This window comes from Pseudarthrobacter sp. DSP2-3-2b1, from assembly GCF_049895945.1.
GTDB lineage: Bacteria > Actinomycetota > Actinomycetes > Actinomycetales > Micrococcaceae > Arthrobacter.
On sequence record NZ_JAFCTI010000013.1, the window covers coordinates 76,772 to 100,160 of the forward strand.

Here is a 23,389-nt window from a genome sequence, read left to right on the forward strand (position 1 = left end):
GCCACTTCGACGGTTCCCTGCACCCACGATGGCGACGAACGTCGAGTGTGCAGGGAACCATCGAAATGGGCGCCGCGACTTCGGCTTACACGGCGAGGACGGCCGCTTTCCGACGGCGGGCCTTGGCCAGCCGGGTGCCGATCAGGCCCTGCCGGGGGCTGAACAGGTAGACCGCGGCAAACACCACGCCTTGGGTAAGTACCACCATGGCGCCCGAGGCCGTGTCCAGGTAATAGCTGAAATAGATGCCGGCGATCGAGCACACGGCCGACACCACCGGGGCGATCACCAGCATGCGGTTGAAGCGGTCGGTCAGCAGGTAGGCGGTGGCACCGGGGATGATCAGCATGGCCACCACCAGCACCACCCCAAAGGTCTGCAGAGCCACCACGGATGTCAGCGCCAGCAGGCCCAGAAGCAGCGCGCCCAGCCGTTTCGGCGACAGCCCAATCGCGTGGGCGTGGGTGGGGTCGAAAGCGTAGAGCGTCAGGTCGCGGCGCTTGAGGATCAGGATGGCGAAGGCCACGACGCCCAGCACCAGCACCTGGATCAGGTCCGGGATGCTGACGCCCAGGAGGTTGCCGAAAATGATGTGGTTCAGGTCGGTCTGGCTGGGCGTGACGGAAATGAGCACCAGGCCCAGGGCAAAGAGAGTGGTGAACACGATGCCGATGGCGGCGTCCTCCTTGACCCGGCTGGTGTTGCGGACCACCCCGATCAGGGTCACGGCGATCAGCGCGAAAACCAGAGCTCCGAGCGCGAACGGGGCGCCCACAATGTAGGCCAGCACCACACCGGGCAGCACCGCATGGGAAACAGCATCGCCCATCAGCGACCAGCCGATCAGCACCAGCCAGCAACTCAGCACGGCACAGACGACGGCGGCGAGCGCCGTGGTGATGATGGCGCGGACCATGAAGTCGTAGCTCAGCGGTTCGAGCAGGATGTCCAGAAAGTCCATGGCTCAGCCCCTGTTCTCTGTGGGGACTACGGCCTGGGAACGGGCGGAGGGGTGCCGGCGGCCGCCCTCTTCCGGCAACTCACGGTTCAGCACGTCCAGGCCGAACGCCATGGCCAGGTTTTCCGGTTGCAGCACCAGTTCCGGGGCGCCGTGCATCAGTACGCGCCGCATCAGGAGGACCGCTTCGTCGCACAGTTCGGGGAGCGCGTGGAGATCGTGGGTGGAGATCAGGATGGTGCAGCCATCGGAGGCAAGCTCGCGCAGCAGCCGGGTAATGGTGGCCTCGGAGCGTTTGTCCACCCCCGCGAACGGTTCATCCAGCAGCATCATGGTGGCGCCCTGGGCGATGCCGCGGGCCACAAAGGCCCGCTTCTTCTGCCCGCCGGACAGCTGGCCGATCTGGCGGCCGGCGTATTCGCCCAGCTCCACCCGGTCCAGTGCTTCGTCGACGGCGGCCCTGTCGGCTTTGGACGGGCGCCGGGTGAACCCCTGGTGCCCATAGCGGCCCATCATCACCACGTCGCGGACAGACAGCGGGAACTGCCAGTCCACGTCCTCGCTCTGCGGCACATAGCCGATCCCGCCCTCCTTGCGCGCCTTCGACGGCGACTGCCCGCCGATCAGGACGCGGCCGGCGTCGGGCTTGATCATTCCCATGATCACTTTGAACAGTGTGGATTTTCCGGACCCGTTCATGCCGATCAGCCCGCAGATCCGGGCGGCGTCCAGGGTGAGTGACGCCGAATCGAGTGCCAGGACCTCACCGTAGTGGACGGTGACGTTTTCAACCAGGATGGCGGGGGTGTTCACGGCTTCGCCCCTGCTGACGCGCTGGTGGTGCCACCGGACGCGCTGGCGCCGGCCAGGGCTTTGGTGATGAGGTCGGCGTCGTACCTGATCAGGTCAAGATAGGTGGGCACGGGGCCGTCCGCTTCGGAGAGCGAGTCCACGTAGAGCGTGCCGCCGAACCTGGTCCCCGTGGCGCCCACCACCTGCTGCATGGGGGCGTCGGACACCGTGGATTCGCAGAAGACGGCGGGGACCTGGTTGGCCTTGACGTACTCGATGGCGCGGGTGATCTGCTGCGGGGTGGCCTGCTGTTCGGCGTTCACGGCCCAGATGTAGACCTCGCGCAGCCCGGCGTCGCGGGCCAGGTAGGAGAACGCGCCCTCGCACGTCACCAGAGCCCGCTGGTTCTCCGGGACCCCGGCCAGGCTGGCTTTCATCTCGTCCTGCACAGCCTGCAGCTCGGCTTTGTACGCGTCCCCGTTGGCTCTGAAGGCCTCGGCGTTCTCCGGATCCAGTTCGGCGAAGGCCTTCACCATGTTGTCCACGTAGATCTGGACATTCACCGGCGACATCCACGCGTGCGGGTTGGGCTTGCCCTGGTAGGAGTCCTCGCTGATGGACATGACCTCCACGCCATCGCTCACCACCGCGTGCGGCACGTCCAGGCCCTCGACGAATTGGGCGAACCACGCTTCGAGGTTCAGCCCGTTGTCCAGGATGAGATCGGCCTTGGAGGCTTTGCGGATATCGCCGGGGGTGGGTTCGTAGCCGTGGATTTCGGCGCCCGCCTTGGTGATGGACTCCACGGTGAGCTTGTCCCCGGCAACGTTCCGGGCGACGTCGGCCAACACCGTGAAGGTGGTCAGCACCACCGGCTTGTCATTATCGCCGTTACCGGACGCATCGCCCCCGCACGCAGCAAGAGTCAGGGACAGCACGACGACGGCGGCAGCGCCGGCTGCGCGGAAGCCCGCCGCTCCGCGCGCGAACGTTCGGGCGGCTACTTTGGCGCACCGAAACATAAATTTAGGCATACCGAATATTCTACGGGACCCCGAACTTGGCCCGCAATGTGGCGCCCACCTCGCCGCACCCGCACCCCACCGCTCCCGGCTAGGCTGAATGCATGGCCACCACACACCGGAAACCACCGGCGCCTCAGCCTGGGCTGTACAGGTTTTCGCCGCTCGATTTCACCACCATCGGCCTCTATGTGGCCATAGCCGGCTTCTTCGCCGTGGCAGGGGAACTGCTGATTCCTTTGTTGTTGCAGGTGGCCCCGAGTCCGGCAGCGGCGTCCTACGGCGTGAACCTGATCTTTTACGGCTCGGTTGGGCTCCTGGCCCTGTTTGCCGCACGCAAGGTAGCCGCCCGCGATCTCCGCGTCCTCGCCACCCGCCCGTGGTTCACGGTGCTGATGGTGCCCGCTGCAGTGGTGGTCATGATGATTCTCACCGCCCTGGTGGTTTCGGCCGCCGGAGGTGTGGAGACGTCCCAGAACCAGGCCGGCCTGCAGGCGCTGATGCAGCAGGTCCCGGCGTGGCTGATGGTCCCCGTGCTGGTGGTGATCGGCCCGTTCGTGGAGGAGTACCTCTTCCGGCACCTGCTGATCGGCAAGCTCAGCCGGCGGATCAATATCTGGCTGTGCTGCGTCCTGTCGGTGGTGCTGTTCGCCGCCATCCACATCGCCGGCCAGGAGGCCATTACCCTCCAGGCCCTGCTCCCCTACCTTGCTATGGGCGCCACGCTGGTCTTTGTCTACGTCTGGACCGGCAAGAACCTGATGTTCTCCTACTTCGTCCACGCGGCGAAGAACCTGCTGGCCGTCGTCTTCATCTACGCCATCCCGCCCGAGGTGTATGAGCAACTCCAGCAGGTCCAGCCGTAGCTGCCCCCTGCCTGATTTCCCCTACCGAACTCCCCTACCGCCGTGCCCGCGCACGCCGTACTTTGGAACGATGGGACTGATCACGCAAACAGTTGTTGACTGCCATAATCCGCACGAACTTGCCGACTGGTGGGCCGAAACCCTGGACTGGGCAGTGGAGCCCCAGGACGAAGCCTTCATCCGGTCCATGATCGACCAGGGATTCGCCACTGACGACGAAACCCTTGTCCACAAGGGCAAGCTGGTGTGGCGGACCGGTTCGGCCATCCGGCCTCCCGAGGAACTGGACTCAGCAGCCCCCACCCGGCGGATGCTGTTCCAGACCACGCCGGACGAGAAGATTGTGAAGAACCGCGTCCACTGGGATGTGCGGCTCGAGGACCGGGACAAAGATGAGGTCCGCCGCGAACTTGAGGCCCGCGGCGCCACCTTCCTCTGGACCGCCAATGAGGGACCGCACGAGTGGCATACCATGGCGGACCCTGAAGGGAACGAGTTCTGCATCAGCTGAGCCGATTACTAGACTTGTCCGGTGAGCAACCAAATTCCCGCCAAGGTGTCCGACGTCTTTGACCCCACCCGCTGGCGCACCGTGTCCGGCTTCGATGACTTCCAGGACATGACCTACCACCGCCAGGTGGAACGCTCCGCGGACGGCACAGTCGAGAAGGACCTGCCCACTGTCCGGATCGCCTTCAACCGACCCGAGGTCCGCAACGCCTTCCGTCCCGGCACTGTGGACGAGCTCTACCGCGCCATGGACCACGCCCGGATGTCCCCAGACGTTGCCACGGTCCTGCTCACCGGCAACGGCCCCTCCGCCAAGGACGGCGGGCATAGCTTCTGCTCCGGCGGGGACCAGCGGATCCGGGGCCGCGACGGCTACCGGTACGCAGAGGGCGAAACGAAGGAAACCATTGACCCCGCCCGCGCCGGACGCCTCCACATTCTCGAAGTCCAGAGGCTGATGCGCACCATGCCCAAGGTGGTCATCGCCGTCGTCAACGGCTGGGCAGCCGGCGGCGGGCACTCCCTGCACGTGGTGGCCGATCTCACCATCGCTTCCCGCCAGCACGGCAAGTTCAAGCAGACTGACGCCACGGTGGGAAGTTTCGACGCCGGCTACGGCTCCGCGCTGTTGGCCCGCCAGATCGGCCAGAAGGCCGCCCGTGAAATCTTCTTCCTGGCCCGCGAATACACGGCGGATGACATGGTGCGGCTGGGCGCGGTGAATGAAGCCGTGGACCACCAGAGTCTCGAGGACGTTGCCCTGGAATACGCCGCGGACATCGCCCGGCAGTCACCGCAGGCCATCCGTATGCTGAAATTCGCCTTCAACCTTGCCGACGACGGACTGGCTGGCCAGCAGGTCTTCGCCGGTGAAGCCACCCGCCTGGCCTACATGACGGACGAGGCCGTGGAAGGCAAGGAGGCCTTCCTGGAGAAACGGGACCCCGACTGGTCGCGTTTTCCGCACTACTTCTAAGCCCCGGACCACTCCCGGGCACGTCCCACTTTCCCCGCGTACTCCTAAGGCAGGACGGCACATGAATACCGGACCCCGCACCAGCGGCCCCCTCAACATCGACCCCGCGCTCACGGCCCTGGCCGCCGCCCTGCACGGCGAGGGACCCGCCGTCGAACTTTCCATTGGCCCCGACGGTCAGTTGGTGGTGGGCCACACCGTGACGCCCGGCTGCGATGACGCAGTGGCGGTGGTCCGCACGTCCGGCTCCACCGGCGCGCCGAAAGCCACCATCCTCACCGTCGAGGCGCTGGCGGCATCCTCGATGGCCACCGCGTTCGCGCTGAAGGGCGAGGGCCAGTGGCTCCTGGCCCTGCCCGTGCAGTATGTGGCCGGCGTTCAGGTATTGGTACGGTCGCTGTTCGCCGGCACCCGGCCGTGGGTGATGGACCAGTCCGGCGGCTTCACCCCCGAGGCGTTTACGGCCGCGGCCCTGGAACTGACCGACAAGATCCGGTTCACCTCATTGGTGCCGACCCAGCTGCAGCGGCTTCTGGATGCGCCGTCGCCGGACACGCTCGCCGTGCTGCGCCGGTTCAACGGCATCCTGCTGGGCGGCGCACCGGCGTCCGCCGCGCTCCTGGACACAGCCCGGGAGGCCGGCATCCGGGTCATCACCACCTACGGCTCCGCTGAAACCTGCGGCGGCTGCGTTTACGACGGCGTGCCGCTGGAAGGCGTGTCCGTCCGGGTGGCGGAGGACGGCCGGATCCTGCTGGGCGGCGACACGGTGGCCGCGGGCTACCTTGACTCGCCGGAAAGCACGGACACGTTCTTCGAGGAAGACGGCGTCCGCTGGTACCGCACCAACGATCTGGGCATTGTGGACGACGACGGCCGCCTGACCGTGCTGGGCCGCGCCGATGACGTCATTATAACCGGCGGCGTCAAGGTCTCTGCCGCCCATGTGCAGGCAGAGCTGGAAAAGTCCGACGGCGTCACAGCGGCTTTTGTGGCCGGCGTTCCGTCAGCGGAATGGGGCCAGGCCGTGGCAGCGTATGTGGCGCTGGCGGAGGGTGGAGACAGCGGCGGCGCGCCGGCGGCGGCGAGTGGGGATCACGCCGTCGTGCATGAACAGCAGTGGCATCAGCGGCTGGGCCTGCTGGCACCGAAAACGGTGCTGACCGCCCCCGAACTCCTGATGCTCCCCAACGGCAAGCCCGACCGCCTGGCGATGATCGAACGGCTCAACGCCCTGCACGGGGGAAAGTAGAGTAGAGCTGCACCGGCGGCCCGTTCGCAGCCGGCGCACCCCCACTGTTTCACCGTTTTCCCGACCCAACACGAGGTACTGACGTGGCCACAGCCGCACAATGGATCCAAGGCGCCCGCCTCCGCACGCTACCGGCTGCAATCGCCCCGGTACTGATCGGCACGGCCGCGGCCTATGAGATGGATTCCTTCCGCCCCGTTAACGCCGTCCTTGCCGCGCTGGTGGCGCTGCTCCTGCAGATCGGTGTGAACTACGCCAACGATTACTCCGACGGCGTCCGCGGCACCGATGAGGATAGGGTTGGTCCGCTGCGGCTGGTGGGTTCAGGCGCGGCCGAGCCCGAACTCGTCAAATATGCGGCGTTCGGAGCCTTCGGCATTGCCATGCTGTTCGGCCTGGCGCTGGTGATCGTCACCCAGAGCTGGTGGCTGATCCTGGTGGGAATCGGCTGCGTGATGGCAGCCTGGGGCTATACCGGCGGCAAGAACCCGTACGGTTACATGGGCCTGGGAGACGTTTTTGTCTTTGTGTTCTTCGGCCTCGTGGCAACGCTCGGCACCACCTACACCCAGGCGGGCCAGATCAACCTGCCGGCCATCATCGGTGCAATCGGCACCGGTTTGATAGCCTGCGCCCTGCTGATGGCCAACAACGTCCGGGACATTCCCACGGACACGCAGGCGGGCAAGAAGACCCTGGCCGTGCGCCTGGGCGACAAGCACGCTCGCGAAAGCTACGTCCTGATGCTCGCCGTGGCCATCTTCCTGGTGGTGATCTTGGCTCCGGGGCGCCCGTGGATGCTGATCGTGCTGCTGCTCATCCCCGCATGCCTGATGCCTGCCTGGCTGATGATCAACGGCCGCAAGCGCAAGAGCCTGATCCCGGTGCTGAAGCAGACTGGGCTGATCAACCTCGGATACAGCCTGCTCTTCTCTGCGGGTCTGCTGCTAAGCCACGGATTCTAGGCCCTGACGGCATCGCGGCTTAGGCTCCGGGGGCTTTCCCTCAGGATCTAGGCTTCGGGGGCTTTGCCCTCGGGAGTTTTGGGTCCGGACGTGCGGATGGTGAGGTCCGGGTTCGCGTCCAGCAGTCCGTCTTCGGCGTTTGCGTCAGCCATTTCGCCGGCGCTGCGCAGCGGCTTGGCCTTGCCGGAGAACCGGTTGTGGAGGGCGGCCGCGGCCTCATCCCGCTGTTTCTGGAAAAACAGGTAACTCACTGCGAAAGCGATCAGCGCAGCGCAAATGACTGACAGCAACGCTCCCAACTGCAGGAACATAAAAAGTACGAAGAGCGGCGCGAACAGCGCCAGCCGGATCAGGGAGTATTTCAGGAAAGCCACCACCCAAGTTTAGCCGCCTGCCTGAACGCTCGCTGCCTGCGGACGATAGACTTAATGGCATGCTCTTCCGTGTGGTTCTTGCCGTCGCTGTCCTCGTCATCTTTGTTTATGGCCTGGTGGACGTGATCCGCACTGACGGCCGCCTGACCCGCGGGATTTCCAAGCCGGCCTGGATCATCGTGATGATCGTCCTGCCGGTCGTTGGCGCCATCCTGTGGCTCCTGATCGGCCGCCCCCGCGGTAAAGGGCCGGCACGGCCGGCGCCCCGCCATCCCATCGCCCCGGACGACGACCCCGATTTTCTCCGCAACCTTGAAGTCCGCCGTCGTAAACAGGCGGAAACTGCCCGCCTCAAGAAGCTTAAGGAAGACCTTGAGGCGAAGGAAAAGTCCGACGGCGGCCCTGCAGGTTCCGGGCCGGACAGCCCGGGCCCCCATGCTGGAAAGGACAAGGGCCACAGCGGCGCAGCCGGTGACACGTCCACTCCAGACGCTGACACGCATGACACCGGAGACGTAAAGTAGGTCCCATGGCCCAGCACCCCGACGGAGAAGCCCAAATACCGGCAACGCCCGCGAGAACTGGGACACCACCACCGCCGCCCCCACCACGGCCTGGCCTCTCTTACGCAGCACCGGCACCGATCCTGGTCACTCCTCCCACTCCACGGAGCGTCGGAGTGGCGAGGACGTCCTGGTTGCTGAGCTTTGTTGCCGGGCTCGCTGTGCTCGTTGGCACCTTTTTCGCACGCGATTCAAACCTGGAGCGGCTCCGGGCTGTTGTTGAGGAAATGGCTCCGGGCGGAGACGCAGACGCCGTGACCACCTCCTCGGCCATTGTTTTTTGGGGCAGCCTCAGTGCCCTGCTCTTGGTCATCCTGCTCGAAGCAGCGGCCATTGCGGCTGTTTCCGCCCGCCACGGCTGGGGCCGCTGGCTGCTGATTCCGCTCCTGGCCGGCCATGCGGTGGCCATGGTGGTAGCCGCTGCGTTCCTTGTCCCCGAGGGCGACGCCGGCAGTTACGTTGTGCTGCTGTGGGGTGCCCAGCTGCTCCTGGCTTTCGTCGGCCTGGTAGCACTCTTTATGCCCTCCGCCGGCAGGTGGCTCAAGTTCAGGCAGCCCCGGCTATAGGCTTACCGCCTCCGGTGCGGGCGTACTGCCGCGGAGCTGCCGGGTGGAGAATTCGGCCACGATGCCCTCGCAGCTGCGCGTCACCACGCGGCAGGCCTCCAGGGCCGCCCGCTCAGTCAACGGGTTCTCCGCGATGGTCCGCCACCTTTTCAGGTAGCTCCGGGCCTCGGCAAGGATCTCCTCAGGTGGTGTCTCCGGAGCCAGGCCAACCCTGATGCCGGGCGCCGCTCCCCAGCCACCAATGAGCCGTTCGGCTTCCTCCGCCAACTCGTTGCTGAGGGAGATCCCCGTGGTGCGGATGGTGGCCAGCAGGCGGAGCTCGCGGAATTCATGGGCGTTCGCCTGAAGGCGTTCAAGGCCTACGGCCAGGCGTCCGGTTCCTTCCCGCGGCACAGTGCGGAGCAGGCTCTCCAGGCCCACCAAAGCGGTCCGGGCCTTCAGCGCCTCGGCACGGGCCTGGAACTGGCGGGCCACAAGGTCCAGCAGCGGATCCAGCCCGCTCCGCCGCGCGAGTTCGTGAGCCAGCGGTGTGGGTTCGGTGAAGCCACTCCGGATAAGCACCACGCCGAGCCGGATCCCAAACAACCCGTACCGCTCAAGCAGCGATGCCCTGGCCTCGGCGCTGAGGCCTTCCGGGACTGTAGCCCTGATGAACCGGTCCGCGGAGAGCAGCAACCGCTCCCGCCCGGACCGGTCCATCCCCGACAAGAGCCGCAAGGACTCAAAGTCGGCCTGGCGCATACTGCGGGCGCTTTGCGCCAGGAGCCCTGCTACCGGGACCACCCCCAATGCCAGCTTTCGCAGGCTGTGGTCCCGGCGATATCGCTCGGCGATATCGCCGGCAGACAGCAGGGAATCTATACGTCCGGCACCGATTTCATCGGCCCGGGACAAGACGGCCAAGGCGTTGACGGTTCCTGACCTGCCCGCCTCCGTGTCCCGGAACGACTCGAGGAACCGGAGGTCCGAAGCGTGCATATGACGCATCAGGTAGATCATCGCGTCGGCCTCCGAGGGCGCATCGGCAGGCGTCAGGAATTCGGTGGACCGGGCAGATACGTCCCCTGACAACGAGGCTATTCCCGGCGTATCGATCAGGGTGATCTCCCGCAGGCTCTGCGACGGCCATTCGACCACCAGGCGGTCCACATCCTCTGCGCGGGAGTCACCCAGGACAAACACCAGCCGGCCGTCCACCCGCTTGAAAGGCAGGATCCGCGGTTCGCCGTCAACAGGATAGAGCGTTATCCGGGGCGTGTGGCCGTAGCGGTACCACGTCACGATCCGCGTGCACTCGCCGGTATCGGTGGGGGCGATCTCCTCACCGATAATGGCGTTCAGCAGCGTCGACTTTCCCGCCTTGACCATGCCTGCCACAGCGATCCTCAGCGGCTCGGACAGACGCGTTGCAAACCCCTGCAACGACGCCACTGCCAAAGGGTCCTCAGAGTAGACGGCGAGCGCGTCCTGGATCAGGTCCGCCACTCCGGCGCTGATGGACGTGCTCATCTGCCCGCCGCAACCGCCTGTGCCGCAACCGTCTGCGCCGGTCCCGCCGAGTGCCTTCCCGCCGTCCGGGCGGCCGCCGTCGGACCGCCGGCAGGAGAACCGCCGGCCGCCGTCGGACCGTCTGCAGGAGAACCGCCTGCCGCCGCATTGTCAGTCCTGGCACTGGCCTTGGAACGGGCCTCCGGCGCGGACTGCGCCACCTCGGCGGCCACTACCTCAGCCGCGTGGTGCACGGCGTCAACCTTCTTCAGCTCCTCCTTGATCTGGCGGATCCGCATGTCCTTTTCAAGCCTGTAGACGCTGGCCGCTTTCTGGGCCGCCGTCACCGAATCGGCCAGCGAACGGTGGTGTTCATCTGCGATTTCGGTGAAATGATCGCGGGTGGAGCGCTGAACCAGCCGGAGCCGGTCCTTCAGCTGCTTGCCCACCTGGAACGTCACGTCATCAAGCTGGCGGCGGACCAGGGTCTTCGCCTCGCCCTGCCGGCGCTTCAGCCGCGCTTCCTTGTCTTCGCGGTACGCCTTGCGGCCCAGGAGCAGGCCGGCGCCGACGGAGAGGGGGTTGATCAGGGCCATGCCAAAAATGCCGGTCAGGAGGCCGAACATCAGGACGCCTCCGTAGGAGCCCCTCATTCCGATCAGCACCTTCTGCATCGGGTTGATGCGGCCGTCGTCGAGTCCTGGCATGTCGTCCACCGGGTCCAGTGCGTCCCCGGCGTCGGAGACGCGCAGCGCCGGCAGTGCCACTTCGTCCTCCGAAAAGTGCTCTGCCACCTGTGCGGCCAGCCACTGGGCACGCTCACTGGTCCACACGAAGGTGTCCGAGATGGCGGCAGCGGCACACTCTTCGAGCCACTTGGAAAACTGGGTCCAGGTGGGACCGGGGTCGCCCTGGTCAATCGCGGCCTCGGCCTCGCGCTGGATGCGGCGCAGGCGGTCCCGGAGGTCGTACTCCATGTCCGCGATCAGGTCACCGATGCCGTCGTTCAGGGTAATCTGCCAGCGTGCTGACCGTTTCCGCAGCTCGTCAGCCTGGGATTTCGCCTCTTCCAACGCCGCGATCATCCGTGGCGTGCCCTCGGGGTCTTCGAGCGCTCCCAGTTCCGACTGGAGCGACAGCCGCAGGTTCTCGGTGACGGAAAGCAGGTCCTGGCTCACGGAGCGCCGTTGCAGCCGTTCCGCCTTTCCCACGATTTCAGTTCGTAGGTGGCCTATCAGTCCGGGGAAGCCGGATTCCGCGTTCAGCTCCGTGTCCTGCAGGCGGGCCGCCTCAAGGCGCAAGTCCGAGGACAGCGGGTACAGCGGGATGTCAGGGGAGACCTGGGCGAGGTGGCCGCGGTCCAGTTCGGCTACTTTGCGCCATTCGGGGTACAGGTCCGTTTTGGACAAGACGCCCACCACGCTGGGCGTGATGCGCATTGCCTGCCGGAGGAACCTGATCTCGGGCTCGGTGTATTCCTGCGATGCATCCGAGACGAGGAGCATGGCGTCCGCCGATGGCAGGGCCGTCAGGGTGCTCAGTGTGTGGGTGGACCCCAGGCCGCCGACGCCGGGCGAGTCAACCAGGGTCAGGCCCCCGGCCAGCACTTTGCGGGGCAGGAAAACCTCTGCTGCCACCAGTTTCTTGGCATTTCCGGGGTTGCCGCGTTCGGAGACGTAGGCGGCCAGTTCGTTGATGTTGATGGGCTGGCGCTCGAGTTTGTCTTCTTCGCCGGGTTCCGCGTCTGCCTGTGGCAGCAGGATGGAGGCCGACGCCGGATCACCGTGCCGGACCAGGGTGGGGACCGAGGTGGCAATGTCGTCGTCCACCGGGCACACGGGCGCGTTCACCAGGGCGTTGATGAGTTTGCTCTTGCCTTGCTTGAACTCCCCCACCACGATCACGCGGATGTTCGGATCCTTGAGGCGGCGGAGCGTCTGGTCCAGGCGCTTTCGAAGGTCAGCCCGTTCGCCCGCGCTGACCAGCCCGATACCCTGCTCAACGAGCTTGATCAGCTGCGCCGTCGTAGCGGTCGCCGAGGACCGTGCTTGCCCTGGGGAGCCTGCCTTCGTTGCCAGACCTCCCGGTCGTTGCGTTTCAACCACAGCCAGTCCTTTGCTTCAAGTCTCAGTATGGGACGTTGGGGCTACCGCGGGAAGTGCCCGGCAGGGTTTTGAGTCCCTGCCAGGCACTTCCGCTACCCGGGACTGGTGTTAGACGTCGTTCTCGTCGGAATCTACCAACACGACGTTGTCTTCGACATCCAGGTCCAGCTCGGTGTTGACCGAGTTATCCTCGGTGAACTCGAGTTCGTTGTCGGCAACAACGATGTTGTCCTGGACCACAGTCGAGTTGTCCTGGAACGAATCCTCGACCTCTACGTCCACGTTCGTTTCCGTGGAAGTGGAGGTTTCGGTGGACGTGGAGTTGTCGGAGTTGTCCTGGAACGAATCCTCGATCTCGACGTCCAGTTCAGTGGTCGTTGAGTTGTCGGAGTTGTCCTGGAACGAATCCTCGATATCAACCTCGGTGCTCTCATCGTTGAACGACTCATCAATGTCAACGTCCAGGTCGGTGTTGACCGAGTTGTCTGAATTGTCTGAGTTGTCCACAGAGTTGTCGTTCCCCGAATCGTTGACGGAGTTGTCCGAGTTGTCGGAATTGTCCGAGTTGTCCGAGTTGTCGTTGAACGAATCCTCGACGTCGACATCCAGATCGGTGTTGAAGGAGTCCTCGATGTCCGTCTCCTCGTTGCCGATGTTGACGTCACCGCCGGCGCGGATCGAGTTGTCCTCGGAGTTATCCGTCGAGTTGTCCGTGTTGTAGGAGTCCTCGATGTTGTTGGAGTCCTCCATGTCCACGTCGTCGCCGGCAGCCACTGCGCGGTCACCGGAGGCCACTACGGAGTCGTTGTCGAACCACTGCCGCACGTCGCCGTCGGCCCAGATGTTCTGGTTGACGGACTGATCGACGATCGTGTCGCGGTCGTCCACCTCTGTTGTTGTGGTCGAGGTGTAGGAGTAGTGGTTGACCACGTGGTGGAGCTGCTGGACAGCATGTGCGTGGTCATCGCCGCCGGGGCGTCCGCCACCGTGTCCGCCGCCTCCCGGGTTGTGCCCGCCGGTGCCGCCGCTGCCGCCGCCGGTCCACGAGGTGTTGCCACCGGTGTTGTAGTCGCGGTCAAAGGAGGAGGCGTTAAGGGTGATGGGCGCGAAGTCCAGGATAACGGGCATCGCGGCGTCAACATCTGCGGAGCAGACTTCGCCCAGCCCGTGGTCTTCCAGGACCCTCTCCGGATTGTCCAGGAACTCCTCGGCTGCTTCCCGGCTCCCGAAAAGGCTCATCAGGAACTGGACGAGATCGTTGGCAAGTGTAGGCATTGGATGTCCTCATTTCTTCTCTGAGATGTGGATCGCCAGGTATCGTTACCGGGCTTGAATCAAACCTATGGTCCGGCCCATCAACCGGGCATCGGGTCGTTTCCCCCTACCGGCCAACCCGCCTTCAGTGCTTCGCCGGCCCCCTCATTAGGGGCACTAGGGGGTTACTCACGTGGGGGGTCTTCGGAGCCCAGTGCAAGGCGCAGCCGGACCAGCAGATCAGAGCGGTTTTCCGCACCAAGGCGGCGGCGCATCCGGGCGATGTGGTGCTCTGCGGTCCGTGGGGAAATGTAGATCGTTTCCCCTATTTCCCGGTACGTCTTGCCTTCGAGGACGAGCCTTGCCACTTCCTTTTCGCGCTCACTCAGCGCTGAACCGTCCTGCTGCCCTGCATCCATGCCGTGGTTCTCAGCACCAACGGGGCGCATCTCAGACCGTCCGGAGGAATTCGGGCCGGCGGTGTTTCCTTGCGGGTGGAGGTCCCGGGCGCAGGACAGCAGGCGCACCATGTCTTTCCGCTCGTCCGCCCGGGCCGCGGCGTGCCCGGCCAGCCGTGCACCTTCCCAGGGCATACCGACGGCGTTCAGGGCGCGTGCCGCTGTTTCCACATCGGCCGCCTGGAACTGTGCAGCGAGGACCGAAACCCAGGCCTTGCCTGCCCCGGCCAGTACCGAGGCGAGGTGGCTGTGGTGTGCCGCGCGTGCAAGGGCAGCAGCGTGGGGCGCCAGGTCCGCGGGGCTTTCGTTCAAGAGTGCGGCCTGGACAGCTGACCAGTGCATCGGCACGGCCCACAGCGGCGGCTCCCCCAGCTGCTGCAGGAGCTTCCATACTTCGTCCAGATAATGAGAGACCCGCCTGCTCTCGCGCAGGCGGGCCGCTGTGATCATCAGTTCCCCCCAGGGCAGCAGGCTGTAGAGGTCCACGGTTGTGTGAAGCATGGCTTCCCGTGCGCGCTCCCAAGCCATAACCAGGTCGTGGACCTCACCGCTTCTGCGGGCGAGGCCGACTTCAAGCGCTGCACAAAGGAACTCGTCGCGCGGGACCAGTGGCCACGGGTTTGCCTTTGAGGCTTCATTGATGGCCAGGCGTGCTTCCTCGGCGTTGTCCTGCTGCATCGCGGACCAGGCCTGAAGCAGGAACAGCCGGGGCTTGGCCGCATCCCCGCCCTGCCCTGCGGTGGCGGCTGCGCGCAGGATTGTCTCGGCGAGGTGCGGCTCTCCACTGTGCAGGGCCACCAGCCCGGCAAGGGCGCCTGGTGTCTCCGGGAGCGGGAGGGTGGTGCCGGCGGCCGTCAGCATATCGGAGGCGTGGATCAGGACCGGGAGTCCCTGATGCGGATCCGCCGCCAATGATTCCATCATTCCTTTGCCCATCTGCGCCAAGGCAGTGGCCAGAAGCGTGGGTGATTCGGGGCCGGCCCCGTCCGGAAACATCTTTTCGGCCCCGGCACGGTTGCCGCAGCCGATCATGGCAACTGCGGCCGGAGCCGCGGAAGGTCCTACCCGCTGCGGGCCGAGCCAGCTGTAGACGTCAGCGCTGCGTGCCAGCATCCCGCGTTGCGCCCAGACGGCGGCCGCCACGTCTATTCCGAGGCGGATGTCCGGCGGATCGGGGCATCCGAGAAGCCCGTCGATGATGCGTCCGGCATTGTCGAGGTCTCCTGTGGCCAACGCAGCCTGGGCACGGCGGGCGGCAGTGGCCAGTTCATCAGCCCCCGCCAACAGGGCCTCGTCATAGAGCTTGGCGGCGAGGTTTGGATCGTGTTCCAGCGCCTTGTCGCCGGCCTGCCCCAGCTCGGCGGCAACCCGAGGATCAGCTAACCCGCCCCGCGCAAGCTCCCGGGCAAAGTCGCCAAGGCAGCGGCCCTCCGCAGCGAACAGTCCAACCAATTCCCGTTGCAGGGCGTGGATGCGGGCAGTGGGCGTGGACGTCAGAAGGGCGTGCTGGACGGTACCCACCACCAAACCGTCAGGCTGCAGGAGGCCGGACGATTCCGCCCGGGACACTATTGCATCCAGGCTTTCGACGGCGCCGCCGGTCACCTTTCTCTCCAGCTCGCGTGGCAACGGGCCGGGGAGCGTAAAGCCAACAGACAAGGCCAGCAGGAGCTCCCGGACCACGGCGTTCTCGCCGCGGAGCTGCTCCGCCATGAACTGGCGGCTGCCGGATGCGGGGACGAGGTCTTCTTCCGCTGAAAGCTGATGATGGTCCATCATGCGTCAGTTCACGATCGCAGTCGGGGTCGGGTCAGCGGTGGGTGGGGGCGCAGGTGCCGAGGTCGGCTCCGGCGCGGGCGCAGGTGCGGATGCGGAGGTCGGAGCGACCGTCGGTGCTGGCGCGGGTTCGGGCGCGGGCGCCGGTGCGGGTGCCGAGGTCGGCTCCGGCGCAGGAGCGGGTGCTGATGATGGTGCTGGCGCCGATGATGGTTCGGGCGCTGGCGGCGGGGGCGTCGTCGGCGGCGGATCGCTCGGCGTGGTCGGTGGATCACTCGGCGTCGTCGGCGGCGGATCACTCGGCGTGGTCGGCGGATCACTCGGCGTCGTCGGCGGATCGCTCGGGGTCGTCGGCGGCGGATCACTCGGCGTCGTCGGCGGCGGATCACTCGGCGTCGTCGGCGGATCGCTCGGCGTTGTCGGATCCGGAGCAGGGGTCGTCGGCACAGGGGTGCCGGTGCCGATCACCGGATCAGGGGTAGGAGCGGACCCGCCGCCGGGAGCCGGGTTGGCGCCGCTGGGAGTTCCCGAACCGGCGGCGGCTCCGCCTCCGGCTGCAGCTGCGGCAGCCGTGGCAGCAGCCTCCGACGGCCTGCTGGTTGGCGAGGCCTCCACGTTGAGTCCCGCGGCACTGGACACCGGCCCGCTGTCCTTCTTCTTAGCGCTGGCCTCGATCCCCACCTGGTTTGGCACTACGCCGGCTTCTACACTGCCGATGCCGGAGCCGCCGGCGCCTGAACCGGACGGTTCTGAACCGCCGCTGCCTGGCGTAGTGCCGGGCTCTTTCGGCGCCTCCGGGGCGAGCATTGCTGTGAGGTTGCTCAATGCATCGGGGCTCTGGGCGGTGGTTGCCGTGAGCCCGGTAAGGATTGCTGCGGCCGCGGCCACCGCGGTCAGCCGGACAGAGGCACGGGGGGCATGGGCGCCCCCCTTGGTTCTGCCCCGGGCGCTGTGTGCACCAACGGCAGACGGACCGGCTTCGGTCTTACGGGACCAGCTGGGCCGGCGGCCCGCAACTGACAGCGCTTCGGCAGCCACCGGGCCGTCAGCGGCTGGCAGCACGGCCGCGGCTTTCGGCGGTTCAGCGGTGGCGTCGGGCTGCAGCCTGGACACCGCCGCACCAAGGCAGATGGACGATTTTGGATCAGCGTCCACCGCAATGGGGCGGTCCAGCTGTTCCGAAATCAGCTGCGCCACCAGCGGTATCCGTGACGACCCGCCGATCAAAAGGACGGCTGAGAGGTCGGCGGGGGTGAGTCCGAGCTCGTGGAGCGAATTCTCCAGCGCGTCCACGGTCTCGCGGATGGGCCCGTCAATCATGGCTTCAAATTCGGAGCGGACCAGCCTGACCTGCTGCTGGACCCCTGGAAGCAGGACCGAAATGCTCGCCTCACTGTCGGAGGAGAGGGCCTCCTTGGCCTCAACACACTCCCGCCGAAGCCGGGCGAGGGCTGCGAGCGTGCCGGGCGCGGTGGGATCAACGCCGGTGAGGGCTTCCCCCACGTGCTCTGCTACATGCCGCAGGACTGCTGCGTCGAAATCCGCACCGCCCAGCCCCTCAATCCCCTCGGGACGGCCGGCGAGCTCGAAGTGGCCTGCCCCGACCTTCCTAAGGACGGCCGTGTCAAAGGTTCCGCCGCCCAGATCGTAGACGGCAATGATGCTGCCGTCTTCCACCCGCACCTGCGAGGCGTAGTGAAGCGCCGCGGCTTCAGGCTCGCTAACGAGGCTGACGTTCGCAAGGCCTTTGGCGGCGAGCGCGCGGAGGATGAGCTCAGTGCGGTGCGCGCCCCAGGATGCGGGGTGGGAAAGAACGATGTCTGACGGCGGTGCGCCCTCGCGTTCTTCGGCACGGTCCGCGACCCAGCGTGCCATGGTGGCGAAGACTTCCTCGGCCGGGAGTGAGAGGGTGCCGACGGAAATCGGGACTTCATCCCCCACCCGGCGTTTGAACTCGCGGACCACGCGCTCCGGGGTGTCAAGGCCGCGGCGCTCGGCAGCCTCCCCCACAAGGACGGGACCTTCCTCCGGGTAGTAGACCACCGAGGGCACAGCCATTCCGCGGAGCCCCAAGGGAAGGCTCTCCGGAACTCGCTGTGCATCAGTACGGACTACGGCGGCGGCTGTGAAGCTGGTCCCGACATCTATGGCGAGAACGTAACTCATAGGAACCTCGGCAAGAACGCTGCGAGTTGTCTGCAAGCTTCATCACGGACAACTCCCACCACGTTAGCACCACCGTCTTCGCGGCGACACCCTTATTCATACATCGATTGGTGTATTACCCGCCCGGTACTAAGTTACGCAAAGAAACCCCAGTTCAGAGCCCCGAATAGGAGTGCAGCCCGTTGAAGAACTGGTTGACGATCGTGAAGTTGAAGACAACACAGAGGTAGCCGACCACCGAGAGCCAAGCGGCGCGGGTGCCGGTCCAGCCGCGGGTGGCCCGGGCGTGCAGGTAGCCTGCGTAGACCACCCAGATTACGAAGGTCCAGACTTCCTTGGTGTCCCAGCCCCAGAAGCGTCCCCAGGCTTTTTCAGCCCAGATGGCACCGAACATCAGGGTGAAGGTCCAGCCGATGAACGCGATGGCGTTGATCCGGTACGAGAGGTTTTCCAGGCTCAGGGCTGAGGGCACCAGCCGCATGAACCCGAGCTTGTCCGCACCGCCGGCAGCAATGGTTTTCTGCCGGTGGGACTGGACCAGCTGCAGGGCGGACATGGCGAAGGTGAGGGTGAAGAGAGCCGAGGAAAGGACGGCAATGGAGACGTGGATGATCAGCCAGTAGCTCTGCAGCGCCGGTACCAGGTGGCCCACGGGGGTCCAGTAGGCAACCGAAGCAGCCACCAGCATAATTATCGCCAGCCCCACTACAAACGTGCCGAGGAACCTCAGGTCGCGGCGGATCAGCACCAGCAGGAACACGGCCACCGCCACGAAAGCGCCCGTGGTCAGGAATTCATACATGTTGCCCCACGGCACACGGCCTGCACCCAGGGCCCGGGTGACCACGCCGGCGGCATGGATCAACGCGCCGAGGACGGTCAGCGCCACGGCCACCCGTGCAGGGGCGCGGCGCTCGGCCGCATAGCGCATGTCGGCGTCGGCGGTGAGACCGGCCCCTGAGGCATTGCGGCCTTCCCCGGAAACGGACGACGACGGCCGCTCGGCCCGCCCCACGGGTCCGGCTAGGTGCGAGGACCCGGCCCTGTCCGCCGCCGCGCCCGCGTCAACGGATTCGCCCGCGTCAACGGATTGGCCAGTGCCAACAGAGGCGCCAGAGGCTCCCGCCATCGCGGGCACCCGGGCTCCCGCGGCAGCCGCAGCCCGCAGGTCAACTGCGCGAAGCGCCTTGCTGCTCTTGGCGAGATCCCAGGCGAAAGCGATGAAGGCCACGGTGTACGTGCCGGCGGCGAGCAGCATAAAGAGCTCGCTGTACTGGCCCATGGTTTCGTTGATGGCAAAAGGCATTACTGGTCCTTTGTGGGTCCGGCGGGGCCGGCAGGGATGGTGAGCGAGTCTGCGCCATTATGGTCCTGGCGGCTGGGATTTTGCTGGGGATCGCCGTGCTCATCGGCAGGGTCCGGCTGGAGCTGCCATTCGTCGGCGAGGAGTTTGCGGATGGTGGCCGCTTCGGCCGCGAGACGGTGGTCTTCACCGCGGGCCAGGAGGCCGTACTCCACCATGGTCCGGCCGTCGTCGTGCGTCCCGGTCCGGATCCAGACGCGGCGGCGGTTGACGTAGAGGGAGACGATGAGCCCGCCCACGGCCAGCAGCGCGAAAATCAGGGCGTACAGCTGGCCGGGGTTGTGGTGGATATCCACGCCCACGTACCGTTTCACGCCGTCGAAGCTGATGCTGCCTTTGCCGTCCGGCAGGGTGTAGCTGCTGCCCGGGGCGAGGGTGATGCCGCCGGCGTCGAGGTTCCGGGCATTCAGCGGCGTGAGGTCCTTGACGTCGATCTCGAAGACGTTCTGGGGTGCGCCGTCGTCCAGGCCAAGATCGCCGTAGTACGAGTTCAGGGACAGCTGCGGGTTGAACAGGTCCGGATCGCCACTGAAGGACACACCTTCCTCGGTAATGAATGCGGTGGGGAGGAAGAACCCCTGGAAGCCGAGCTGCTCGGGCTTCGCGTCCGGGACCTTGATCACCAGGGAGGAGTAGTAGTTATCGCCCTGCAGCTTGGCCACCACGGGGCCTTGCATGGCAACGTTGCCGTCGCCATCGCGGATGGTGACCACCGGGGCGTAGCCGTTGCCTGTCAGGTAGATGCTGGTGCCGCCCAGGGTCACGGGTTCGTTGACCTTGAGGACTTCCTGCCTGGCCGGGGCGTCCGGGGTTTCCTTGGTGGTCACGTCAGCGGTGAAGTCGATGGGCTGGCCCACCTTGCCTTTGGATTCGCGGTCGAAGGTGACGGCGAACTTGTCCAGCTGGATGGAGTACGGCTGCAGCTGGCTGGACTGGAAGTTGGTTCCCGGGTTGAACTGGTCATAGCCCACCAGGGTGTTCACGAAGGTATCGCCCTCCACCAGGATGCGCTGACCGCTGTACCCGAACAGTCCGCCGATCGCCACGGAGACCAAAACCCCGATCAACGAGGTGTGGAACACCAGGTTCCCCACCTCCTTCGCGAAGCCGCGCTCGGCACCCAAAGACGGCCGCGCGCCGTCGTCGTCCCTCACCTCAACGCGGTAACCGCGCTTCTTCAGCAGTCCGGCGGCGCTGCGGATGGCGTCCGACGCCGGGAGGCCGGCTTCGGCGGGAACCACCAGAGTGCCGTACTCGGGGAGGCGGGAGAGCCGTTTGGGCGTCCGCGGCGGCTGCGAGCGCATGGCCTTGAAGTGGGCGATGGCGCGCGGCACTACACAGCCGATCAGCGAAATGAAGAGCAGGATGTAGATGGCCGAGAACCAGGCCGAGGAGTAGACATCGTAGAGCTGCAGGGTGTCCAGCAGCTTCCCGTAGTCCGGGTTGTCCTTAATGTACTGCGTCACCACCGACGGGTTGGCCGGGCGCTGCGGGAACAGGGAGCCCGGCACTGCAGCCACAGCCAGGAGCAGGAGCAGGAAAAGCGCGGTGCGCATGCTGGTCAGCTGCGTCCAGGCCCACCGAAGCATCTCCACCGGCCCCAGTGTGGGGAGGGCTGCCTCTGACTTGGCCGTGGCAACGGGAGCCGGGGACTTCTTGTTTGCTTTCACGCGCTCGCTCATCAGATCGGCAACTTCACATCGGTTTGGAACCAGTACTGCAGTTCGGTGACCCAGGTTCCCCAGACGCCGCTGGCCATCAGCAGGCCCAGCACCACCAGGATGCCCCCGCCGGTTCTCTGGATGGCCAGGCGGTGCTTGCGGAAGAAGGACATCACGCCCATGCCACGGCGCACAGCCAGGGCAATCAGGAGGAAGGGGATGCCCAGGCCCAGGCTGTAGACGAAAGCCAGGAAGGCGCCCTTTGCTGCGGAGGAACCGCCGGACAGGCTCAGGAGCTGCACGGCAGAGTACGTGGGACCAATGCAGGGGGCCCAGCCCAGGCCGAAGGTGATGCCCAGCAGCGGTGCACCCCACAGGCCGGCCGGCGGCTTGGCGTGGATCTTCGCGTCACGCTGCAGCCACCCGAAACCGCCCATGAACACCACGCCCATAATGATCACCAGGATGCCCAGGAGCTGGGTGATCCAGGCGTTCTGGGAGCCGGTGATCAGGGTGCCGAGCTGGCCGAATGCCCCGCCGAGCAGGACAAAGATCACCGAGAATCCAAGGACGAAGAGGCCGATGCCGGCGAGCATCCGGCCGCGCTTTTGCTTTTGCAGGTCCACGCCACTGAGGCCGGTGACGTAACCAAGGTAGCCGGGTACCAGTGGCAGCACGCAGGGCGAGAGGAAGGAAACCAGGCCGGCCAACAGCGCCACCGGGATGGCAAGCAGCAGCGAGCCGTTCAGGATGGCTTCGGCGAAGGGGCTGTTCACGGTCCGGGGCCGCCGCTACTCTGCCACGGCGGCGGTGATGAGGGCTTTGAGGGTGCCCCGCTGGATTTCGCCCAGGACGCGCGAGGCCACCCGGCCCTGCTTGTCCAGCACCAGCGTGGTGGGGACGGCGCCGGGAGGGACAATGCCGGAGACGGCCAGGAGCACACCGCCGTCCTTGTCATCAAAGCTGGGGTAGGTCAGGTTGAACGATTTGTCGAAGGCCTCGGCAGTGGCTTTTTCGTCGCGCAGGTTGACGCCGAAGAACTGTGTGCCCTGGTCCTTGAACTCTTGGTGCAGCTCTTCGAGGATGGGAGCCTCCACCCGGCAGGGGGCGCAGGCGGCAAACCAGAAGTTCAGGACAGTGACCTTGCCCTGGAAATCCGCGGGGGTCACGGTGGTCCCGTTGAACAGGGTGCCGTTGACGGCGACGGCCGCCTTGCGGTCCCCCGCGGCAAATTCGGTCACCGAGCCATCGCCTGCCACATAGTTCTTGTTGTCGCCGGCTTTGGCCTGCTGGGCCAGCGCATCCTCCTGCGCGCAGCCGGAAAGCCCCAGCGTGAGGGCAGTCAGTGCTGCGCCGCCGGCAGCGAGAACTGAGCGACGGGAGGTTGTGTGGCCGGGGGTGCTGGGTCCGTTTGTCACGGTCAGGCTCCCGGAGTGGTGGCGGCGCCGGGCAGAAGGGCGGCAGCGGGCTCACTGTACTCAACGCGCAGGAGCGAGCCGTCGTCGTCGAACACCAGGGAGGTGATGGACGTCAGCGTGCACTCGCGTTTGCGCGGGTCATGCCACAGCGGACGGCCCTCGGCGCTGAGCCGGGTGGCCCAGATGGGAAGCTGGTGGCTGACCATGATGGCCTCGGGCCCGTTGCTGCCAAAGTCTCCTTCAGCGAGTTCGATGGCGCGGAGCCGGGCGTCCTGGACGGCTGCCTGGACGCGGGCTGCCTGCGCCTTATAGGGCTCGCCCCAGGACGGCCTGAGCGGGTTGACCAGATGCGGCCAGTGCTTGGGCTTGCGGAGCTCGGCCTTGGTGACCTTCATGCCCTGGAAGTAGTTTTCGGCCTCGATGATGCGTTCGTCGGTGTGGATCTCGAGACGCAGCGCCTCGGCAGTGGGTACCGCCGTTTCCTGGGCCCTGACCAGAGGCGACGCGGCAAGGTAAACGATCCGCGCGCCCAAGGCGGCACGCTCACTGAAGTGCGCGGCGAGGGTCTGCGCCATCTCCTGGCCGAGCTCGGAGAGGTGGAATTCGGGCAGCCTGCCGTACAGAACGCCGTCGGGATTGTGGACCTCGCCGTGGCGGAGCAGATGGACAGTGGCTTGGGGCATGTTTACCAGTTTCTCAAAGATGGCGTGCGATCCGAAATCTTCTACATCCAGTAGAACTGAAAGTTTAGGAAAAATGTTCCGGACGGGGGTGACAAAGATGCAAATGCATGTATATAGTGGATGCAGAGGATGGTTGATATTTCAACTGATGAAGCATCAAGCTATCCGGCACT

General features: G+C 65.8%; 21 protein-coding genes. 7 read left to right on the forward strand and 14 right to left on the reverse strand.

The window, feature by feature from the left end; genetic code table 11:
• Positions 1–85: 85 nt before the first annotated feature.
• From ACP7AX_RS15570 to ACP7AX_RS15580, 3 genes are read right to left on the reverse strand one after another with little or no spacing between them, the layout of a single operon-like run.
• Positions 86–961, reverse strand: coding sequence for a metal ABC transporter permease (locus tag ACP7AX_RS15570; RefSeq protein ID WP_426227627.1), 876 nt, complete (start codon positions 959–961; stop codon positions 86–88).
• A 3-nt stretch (positions 962–964) separates the two neighbouring features.
• On the reverse strand, positions 965–1,771 hold the full coding sequence (locus tag ACP7AX_RS15575; RefSeq protein WP_426227629.1) for a metal ABC transporter ATP-binding protein: 807 nt from the start codon (positions 1,769–1,771) through the stop codon (positions 965–967).
• Positions 1,768–2,784 carry a metal ABC transporter substrate-binding protein gene (locus ACP7AX_RS15580; RefSeq protein WP_426227631.1) on the reverse strand — a complete coding sequence of 339 codons (1,017 nt, stop codon included), beginning with the start codon at positions 2,782–2,784 and terminating at the stop codon, positions 1,768–1,770. Before ACP7AX_RS15580 ends, ACP7AX_RS15575 begins: the two co-directional genes overlap by 4 nt.
• 92 nt (positions 2,785–2,876) lie before the next feature.
• Between ACP7AX_RS15580 and ACP7AX_RS15585 the strand changes: the two genes are divergently transcribed.
• From ACP7AX_RS15585 to ACP7AX_RS15605, 5 genes are all read left to right on the forward strand, one after another.
• Positions 2,877–3,638 (forward strand): CPBP family intramembrane glutamic endopeptidase, encoded by a 762-nt coding sequence (locus ACP7AX_RS15585; protein ID WP_426227633.1) that lies wholly within the window; start codon positions 2,877–2,879, stop codon positions 3,636–3,638.
• Positions 3,639–3,708: 70 nt separating this feature from the next.
• Positions 3,709–4,149: a VOC family protein gene (locus ACP7AX_RS15590; RefSeq protein ID WP_426227635.1), complete on the forward strand. Its 441-nt coding sequence runs from the start codon at positions 3,709–3,711 to the stop codon at positions 4,147–4,149.
• Positions 4,150–4,170: 21 nt separating this feature from the next.
• Positions 4,171–5,124: a 1,4-dihydroxy-2-naphthoyl-CoA synthase gene (locus ACP7AX_RS15595; protein ID WP_426227637.1), complete on the forward strand. Its 954-nt coding sequence runs from the start codon at positions 4,171–4,173 to the stop codon at positions 5,122–5,124.
• A gap of 61 nt (positions 5,125–5,185) precedes the next feature.
• The gene (locus ACP7AX_RS15600) at positions 5,186–6,376 is read left to right on the forward strand and encodes an AMP-binding protein (protein WP_426227639.1); all 1,191 of its coding nucleotides are present in this window, start codon (positions 5,186–5,188) and stop codon (positions 6,374–6,376) included.
• 83 nt (positions 6,377–6,459) lie between these two features.
• Complete coding sequence (locus ACP7AX_RS15605) at positions 6,460–7,341, forward strand: 1,4-dihydroxy-2-naphthoate polyprenyltransferase (RefSeq protein WP_426227641.1); 882 nt, start codon at positions 6,460–6,462, stop codon at positions 7,339–7,341.
• 47 nt (positions 7,342–7,388) lie between these two features.
• Here ACP7AX_RS15605 and ACP7AX_RS15610 read toward each other — a convergent pair whose 3' ends face one another.
• Complete coding sequence (locus ACP7AX_RS15610; protein WP_426227643.1) at positions 7,389–7,715, reverse strand: DUF4229 domain-containing protein; 327 nt, start codon at positions 7,713–7,715, stop codon at positions 7,389–7,391.
• 59 nt (positions 7,716–7,774) lie between these two features.
• On the opposite strand from ACP7AX_RS15610, the gene ACP7AX_RS15615 reads away from it, so the two are divergent.
• Both ACP7AX_RS15615 and ACP7AX_RS15620 read left to right on the forward strand, forming a co-directional pair.
• Positions 7,775–8,239 (forward strand): PLD nuclease N-terminal domain-containing protein, encoded by a 465-nt coding sequence (locus ACP7AX_RS15615; RefSeq protein WP_426227645.1) that lies wholly within the window; start codon positions 7,775–7,777, stop codon positions 8,237–8,239.
• Between the two features lie 155 nt (positions 8,240–8,394).
• On the forward strand, positions 8,395–8,844 hold the full coding sequence (locus ACP7AX_RS15620; protein ID WP_426227647.1) for a hypothetical protein: 450 nt from the start codon (positions 8,395–8,397) through the stop codon (positions 8,842–8,844).
• Here the strand turns inward: ACP7AX_RS15620 and ACP7AX_RS15625 are convergent.
• The 10 genes from ACP7AX_RS15625 to ACP7AX_RS15670 all read right to left on the reverse strand — a co-directional run bounded on the left by ACP7AX_RS15625 (position 8,839) and on the right by ACP7AX_RS15670 (position 23,216).
• The gene (locus ACP7AX_RS15625) at positions 8,839–10,353 is read right to left on the reverse strand and encodes a dynamin family protein (RefSeq protein ID WP_426227649.1); all 1,515 of its coding nucleotides are present in this window, start codon (positions 10,351–10,353) and stop codon (positions 8,839–8,841) included. The genes ACP7AX_RS15620 and ACP7AX_RS15625 overlap by 6 nt on opposite strands.
• A complete protein-coding gene (locus tag ACP7AX_RS15630) occupies positions 10,350–12,347 on the reverse strand; it encodes a dynamin family protein (RefSeq protein ID WP_426227709.1) in 1,998 nt (665 codons plus the stop codon). Before ACP7AX_RS15630 ends, ACP7AX_RS15625 begins: the two co-directional genes overlap by 4 nt.
• Before the next feature lie 198 nt (positions 12,348–12,545).
• The gene (locus tag ACP7AX_RS15635; protein ID WP_426227651.1) at positions 12,546–13,712 is read right to left on the reverse strand and encodes an IniB N-terminal domain-containing protein; all 1,167 of its coding nucleotides are present in this window, start codon (positions 13,710–13,712) and stop codon (positions 12,546–12,548) included.
• Between the two features lie 164 nt (positions 13,713–13,876).
• The gene (locus ACP7AX_RS15640) at positions 13,877–15,928 is read right to left on the reverse strand and encodes a helix-turn-helix transcriptional regulator (protein ID WP_426227653.1); all 2,052 of its coding nucleotides are present in this window, start codon (positions 15,926–15,928) and stop codon (positions 13,877–13,879) included.
• 3 nt (positions 15,929–15,931) lie between these two features.
• Positions 15,932–18,091 (reverse strand): Hsp70 family protein, encoded by a 2,160-nt coding sequence (locus tag ACP7AX_RS15645; protein ID WP_426227655.1) that lies wholly within the window; start codon positions 18,089–18,091, stop codon positions 15,932–15,934.
• A 154-nt stretch (positions 18,092–18,245) separates the two neighbouring features.
• Positions 18,246–19,397, reverse strand: a complete 1,152-nt coding sequence (gene ccsB / locus ACP7AX_RS15650) for a c-type cytochrome biogenesis protein CcsB (protein WP_426227657.1) — start codon at positions 19,395–19,397, stop codon at positions 18,246–18,248.
• Positions 19,397–21,136, reverse strand: a complete 1,740-nt coding sequence (gene resB, locus ACP7AX_RS15655; RefSeq protein ID WP_426227658.1) for a cytochrome c biogenesis protein ResB — start codon at positions 21,134–21,136, stop codon at positions 19,397–19,399. Before resB ends, ccsB begins: the two co-directional genes overlap by 1 nt.
• Positions 21,136–21,891, reverse strand: a complete 756-nt coding sequence (locus ACP7AX_RS15660; protein WP_131683848.1) for a cytochrome c biogenesis protein CcdA — start codon at positions 21,889–21,891, stop codon at positions 21,136–21,138. The genes resB and ACP7AX_RS15660 overlap by 1 nt, the downstream gene beginning before the upstream one ends.
• Positions 21,892–21,906: 15 nt before the next feature.
• On the reverse strand, positions 21,907–22,533 hold the full coding sequence (locus tag ACP7AX_RS15665) for a redoxin domain-containing protein (protein ID WP_131683849.1): 627 nt from the start codon (positions 22,531–22,533) through the stop codon (positions 21,907–21,909).
• A gap of 2 nt (positions 22,534–22,535) precedes the next feature.
• Positions 22,536–23,216, reverse strand: a complete 681-nt coding sequence (locus ACP7AX_RS15670; protein ID WP_131683850.1) for a histidine phosphatase family protein — start codon at positions 23,214–23,216, stop codon at positions 22,536–22,538.
• Between the last annotated feature and the right edge of the window lie 173 nt (positions 23,217–23,389).